The sequence below is a fragment of the Pseudomonas sp. UBA2684 genome, from assembly GCA_002354655.1.
Classification (GTDB): domain Bacteria; phylum Pseudomonadota; class Gammaproteobacteria; order Pseudomonadales; family Pseudomonadaceae; genus Aquipseudomonas.
This window is the reverse complement of the sequence record DELY01000029.1, coordinates 103,809-108,929: the sequence shown is the minus strand read 5'-3', so window position 1 is coordinate 108,929 and position 5,121 is coordinate 103,809. Positions and strand designations below refer to the sequence as shown.

Genomic DNA, 5,121 nt, shown 5'->3' with positions numbered 1-5,121 from the left:
CGAGTCAGCGTGGAATCCGCATTTTACCTCGAAGTGCAGTATGACTTGGAATGGGCGAGCAGCCGCAGCTACGAAGACGCTTAGAAATTCTTCCTTGAAAGATGAGAAAGCGGCGAATGGGCCACGGGTGATACCTGGCCTAAACGAATCCAACGCGCCATAAATGAGGTTTCCACTATGCAGCATCGAACTACCAGATGGTTGTCTGCCGTTTTTATCGCTTTGGCGATGGCACCCTGCTTCGCTGCGACGAACACACCCCCCAAAGTATTTGGCTGGGTGGAGGAAGGACTGATTCAGCCGGAAAACATCTCCGTAAAAATCAAATTGGATACGGGGGCCTTGACCTCATCGATGGATGCGAAGGACCTGGAAAGGTTTGAAAAGGACGGCGAGAAATGGGTCCGCTTCAACGTGGAAGTCAAAGACAGTGAGACCGGCAAGATGGCCAATTCATCATTTGAGCGCAGGGTCATTCGCAATGTGAAGGTGCGTGGTGCGGGCGGCGCTGAGAAAAGGCCAGTTGTAGTCATGCAAATGTGCATCGGGTCACGTATTTATAGTGAGGAGTTTTCGCTCAAGGATCGAGGCAAGATGAATTATCCAGTCCTTATCGGCCGCCGCACACTGGCGCGTATCGGTGCGGTTGATGCCTCCCAGACATTCACCATGGAGCCGCGATGTGGCAAATCATGACCCTGAGACGCAACCTCTTGTCATGACTTTAGTTAGATTTGCTCTGCCATTGGTTTCGGTAGTCATAAGTTTATTGATCGCCTTCCAGACCTATGCAACTGACCTCAATGTGGAGTGGCCAGAAGGCTGGAGTAGCTCGCGCCAGCCCGCTCTGCTGGATGCACAGGGACAGCCTACCGGCTCGCGCCAGAGAGCTGTATTACAGGACAAGGATGGCAACCAACTAGCGGCAATGGAGGTCACACGTCTAGCCGTGCCAAAAGAGCATGCCGTGAGCATCGAGAACGTTATCGCGACTATGCGCAAAGCGTTGCAGTTCCACTATGCCCAGCTCGGGCTCCTGGCGAACTGCACCAAGCCGACTGAAACAGCACTTGGCGACCTGCGTGGTCTTCAAGTTATGTGCACCATGACTGCACGAGGTGAGACGGTACTTAAACACGCATTGGTCACTGCCGCAGGAGGGCAAGTAGCCTACTCACTGGAATACGCTGCAGTTCCCATAGCGTTCTCTGAGCATTTGCAAGAGTTCCTCCAGGTGCGCAAGTTACTCTGATTTTCTGTGCCTGTGTCGCCACTCCTTAGGGAGAACTTGGCAGCTGAGTCAAAGAGCCTGCATCCAGGTTGAAAGGGATGACGGGCTTTGCAGCCAGACCGCCAAATGAGACGGCGGGATCAATGTAGCGCATCGCCGACTTGATGTCCTTCCAGCCGACGTAGGTCATCAGGGCCTTGAGGTCCCAACCATTGGCCGTGGCCCAGGTGGCGAAGCCTCGGCGTAGCGAATGGCTGGTGTACAACTCGGCTGAGATACCGGCGCTTTGCAGGATTTGGCGCAACAAGCTGATCAGGCTGCCGGGATGCAGGGCCTCGCTGCCCAGATGCCCCCAACGATCCAGGCGACAGAACACTGCGCCGCGGGCGATGCCGGCGACACTGATCCAGTCGAGATAGGCCTGTACTGGGCACAGGCGTTTCAGGGCCGGTGCGTAATGGGTCGTGCCGAGGTTTTCCCGGTCACTCTTGCTCTGCGGCAGGAACAGGCTCATGCCAGCACCGGCTTCGGCCTGGATATGCTCGACCTGCAGTCGACAGAGTTCGTCACTGCGAAAACCCCGCCAGAAGCCGATTAATAGCAGCGCCGCATCACGCCGGCTGCGCCGCAGGCTTGCCAAATTGCCGGACTGCTGAGCTCGTTCGGCCTCCTGATTCAGCCAGTGAACCGCCTGTTCCAGGTGTTGCAACTGCAACGGTGCAGCTTGCTTGGCTTGTGCCGGATGCAAGGTGCGGATGCCTTTGAGCACCTGTCGCACCGTGGGCGTCTTGGTCGGATCAGGAAAGCCCTGGGTGATATGCCACTGAGCCAAAGCAGCCAGGCGCTGTTTGAGCGTGTTGCTGCTTAGGGTGTCGGCGTAGTCCACCAGGTAGCGCACGATGCTATCGCTGGTGGCGGGTAGAAAGCCGCCCCAGCTCACTTCGAAGTGCTCGATGGCCGACTGATAACTGCGACGGGTGTTTTCCCGCGTACCGGCTTGCAGATAGCGCTCGACGTCTTTCATCGCTCGAAATGCCCTTTGTGTACGGGAAAACGGCAGCTAAGCGGCCGTTTGTGCCAGTCTTATTGAATAACGCTCTATTATTTTATCTTAATGATCCCCTTGTGAAGGTCTTTACATCGGGTAATTTTAGAATGTAAATACATGGTATGTAATCCACTACGAAATCGTAGGAGCAGACCATGGCCCGCGGCGGCATCAACAAGGCACTGGTTCAGAAAGCGCGACAGGCGATCCTGGCGCGAGGCGAGAACCCGAGCATCGACGCGGTACGGGTTGAACTGGGCAATACCGGCTCGAAAACCACCATTCACCGCTACCTGAAAGAGCTCGAAGACGCCGAGCGCGGCCGGGATGCGGGCTCAATCCCGCTCAGCGAACAGTTGGCCAACCTGGTCGGCCAACTGGCAGATCAGCTAGAGGAGGATGCGCAGGCCACCGTGGCCCAGGAGCGCGAACATCTGGCACGCGAACGGCTCGATTTCCAGAACCAGGCTCGGCTGGCCGAAGGCCGAATCCAGCAGTTGGAAAGCCTGAGCAGCGGGCTCACGGAACAGCTCCGGACTGCCCAGCAAGCACTACAGCAGGAGCAGCAGCAACGCCAACAGGCCCAGATCGAGAATGCCCGCTTGCTGCAGGCCAACCGCGACCTGGAGGAGCGCCTGCAGGACCGCGATGGGCAGATTCGCTCGCTGGAGGAAAAGCATCAGCACGCACGCGACGCCTTGGAGCACTATCGCCAGGCCAGCAAGGAGCAGCGCGAGCAGGAACAACGCCGACACGAGTCGCAGGTACAACAACTGCAACTAGAACTGCGGCAACTGCAGCAGACCTTGATAATCAAGCAGGACGAGCTGACGCAACTGAACCGCGACAATGCACGCTTGCTCACCGAGGCGCGGCAGTTGCAAAAAGAGCGACATGCACAGCAACAGCTAGTGGCGCAGAAAACTCAGGCCCTGGAGGCTCTGCAGAGCACGCTGGCCGGCTCCGAACGCACGAATGAAGCCCTTGATCAGCGTTGTCGCACATTGCAGGAGGAGGTGTCCCGGCTGAGCGAAGCCTCCGCGCTTCAGGCGCAGCAGACGCAGGGCCTGCAGAAGCGCTTGGTCGAAGCCACTACACAGCTGAAGCTACTCGGGGCACCGCTTGCGAACAGCGATGGCGCATGTAGCACATGAACCGGCACACTGAGCCTATGCGCTGAGCGGAGGTGAAGATGACACTACTTGAGACTACCAATGAGGGGGCTGCGTAACCTGTCCGTTTGACTACGCCACTGGGCCAGGCCATTGGTAATCTGTTCGCCCGGGCCTTGCCGCTACTGGATGGCAATCCGCCAGGCTCGCTCAAAGTCTTCGTCTTCGGCGGCTGCGCGGTGCACCTGCTCACCCATGCGCGTGGTAGTGCGGACATCGATGCGGAGATCGAGGCGGCCCGCGTGCTGCGTAAGGACGAGATCATGGCCGTCTACACACCGCCAGAGGGTTATGAGGACGGCGACGGCCGCGACTTGCAGGTGTACCTGGACCAGAACTACACCAATGCCCTCGGGCCACTGCACGAGGACTACCGCGAGCGCGCCATCCCGATGGAGGGTTTCGAGGGTGAGCAGCCGCTGCATATCTTCGTTGCCGCCGGCGTGGATCTGGCCATCTCCAAGCTCGGCCGCTTTACGGAAAACGATCAATATGATATCGAACAGCTCATCGAATGTGGCCGTGTCGATGTCGGCCAGTTTGTTACACTGGCAACAGAGGCAATCGATTATGCCGTGGGCAACCGAAGCGCAATGCTAGGCTGCCTGAAACTGGTCATAGCGAAGTACCTGGAGGATGGGCGAGATGCCACGTCTGGATCGTAAACAAAGCTTTGGCACGCTCCTGGAGACTGTCACCCAGCAGCGTCTTAGCCAAGTTGCGTCCGATGCTCTTGTGGAGCTTGCCAAGCAGTTGTGGTACGAAGAGCGCGACCTCGTGCCAGTACTGCAGCGTGAAGTGGCAGGCAAGCTGCGCGAGCCTGAACAGAAGCTGCGTGCCCTCTATCTCGTCGACCTGCTGCGTCGCTTTCCCTGTGTATCAACGGACAAAGCCGCGCGCCTAAAAGGCTTTGTCAGCAGTTGGTCGAACCTGAAACCAGCAGAACGCTCACCTCGTGCGACCCAGCTTGTCTCTCGCTACCAACTCGACAAGCTGGCCTATGAATGGGGGCTTGAAGAGGACGTCAGCAAGCAGATGCAGGATGTCCTGGCTTTCCAAACCCGCCATTACGCCGCCACCCAGGGCGTGAAGACGGGCTATTCAGAGCCAACGCCCGTAAGCTAGCAGCAGGGCACGGCAAAATGGACGCGGAATGGCCAACTCAACAAATGACGACCAACGACTCGCTGATCTAACACGCGAGGCATTAGCCGACGTGAGCGAGGGTTTGGTGATCGATCACGCATTGGTCGAGACCTGGGCTCAGAGCCTTGATACCGACACCCCGGTGCCTTTGCCAACTCCAGATCGGCCTACTTAATTCGCAGCAGGCCGAACTGATCCTCAGCGGTATCAGGCTGAAGCCATTGCGCTAAGCGCGCCTTCGCTTGAGCAGGACTTCCATTCTGTTCGTTTAAATACAGCAAGTTACAGAACGAATGCACTAATTTTTGCCTCATCTCGGCATACCCCTGATTCCCCCCTTACCTCGGCATAACTTCAATCAGGCGTTCAGAGCCGATTCTATAATTGACTATAAAATCCTATAAAGCCCATCCTGAGTAACTTAGCGACGCTAGAAAGATATTTAAATACAATCAGTTGCAGCGCGTATGTCCTAATTTTCCTTTATCTCGGCATGACCCCATCCACGCATACAGGCTATGCGC

Annotated in this window: 6 protein-coding genes; 5 read left to right on the top strand and 1 reads right to left on the bottom strand. The window is 57.1% G+C overall.

Annotation, left to right across the window (positions count from 1 at the left end; translation table 11 throughout):
- Positions 1–177: 177 nt before the first annotated feature.
- Both B3M58_RS10160 and B3M58_RS10155 read left to right on the top strand, forming a co-directional pair.
- Complete coding sequence (locus tag B3M58_RS10160) at positions 178–696, top strand: ATP-dependent zinc protease (RefSeq protein WP_045665860.1); 519 nt, start codon at positions 178–180, stop codon at positions 694–696.
- On the top strand, positions 683–1,252 hold the full coding sequence (locus B3M58_RS10155; protein ID WP_069900673.1) for a DUF4946 domain-containing protein: 570 nt from the start codon (positions 683–685) through the stop codon (positions 1,250–1,252). The genes B3M58_RS10160 and B3M58_RS10155 overlap by 14 nt, the downstream gene beginning before the upstream one ends.
- Before the next feature lie 25 nt (positions 1,253–1,277).
- Here the strand turns inward: B3M58_RS10155 and B3M58_RS10150 are convergent, their stop codons facing one another.
- Positions 1,278–2,255, bottom strand: coding sequence for a site-specific integrase (locus B3M58_RS10150; protein ID WP_069900674.1), 978 nt, complete (start codon positions 2,253–2,255; stop codon positions 1,278–1,280).
- Between the two features lie 179 nt (positions 2,256–2,434).
- On the opposite strand from B3M58_RS10150, the gene B3M58_RS10145 reads away from it, so the two are divergent.
- The 3 genes from B3M58_RS10145 to B3M58_RS10135 all read left to right on the top strand — a co-directional run bounded on the left by B3M58_RS10145 (position 2,435) and on the right by B3M58_RS10135 (position 4,576).
- The gene (locus B3M58_RS10145) at positions 2,435–3,433 is read left to right on the top strand and encodes a DNA-binding protein (protein WP_296218786.1); all 999 of its coding nucleotides are present in this window, start codon (positions 2,435–2,437) and stop codon (positions 3,431–3,433) included.
- Between the two features lie 86 nt (positions 3,434–3,519).
- On the top strand, positions 3,520–4,116 hold the full coding sequence (locus tag B3M58_RS10140; protein ID WP_024099939.1) for a DUF6036 family nucleotidyltransferase: 597 nt from the start codon (positions 3,520–3,522) through the stop codon (positions 4,114–4,116).
- Complete coding sequence (locus tag B3M58_RS10135; RefSeq protein WP_004374702.1) at positions 4,097–4,576, top strand: hypothetical protein; 480 nt, start codon at positions 4,097–4,099, stop codon at positions 4,574–4,576. The genes B3M58_RS10140 and B3M58_RS10135 overlap by 20 nt, the downstream gene beginning before the upstream one ends.
- Positions 4,577–5,121: the final 545 nt, after the last annotated feature.

Bases quoted from the DNA above. Each gene is read 5' to 3' on its own strand.
- B3M58_RS10160 (WP_045665860.1), top strand. From the start codon at position 178: ATGCAGCATCGAACTACCAGATGGTTGTCTGCCGTTTTTATCGCTTTG.
- B3M58_RS10150 (WP_069900674.1), bottom strand. From the start codon at position 2,255: ATGAAAGACGTCGAGCGCTATCTGCAAGCCGGTACGCGGGAAAACACC.
- B3M58_RS10145 (WP_296218786.1), top strand. From the start codon at position 2,435: ATGGCCCGCGGCGGCATCAACAAGGCACTGGTTCAGAAAGCGCGACAG.
- B3M58_RS10135 (WP_004374702.1), top strand. From the start codon at position 4,097: ATGCCACGTCTGGATCGTAAACAAAGCTTTGGCACGCTCCTGGAGACT.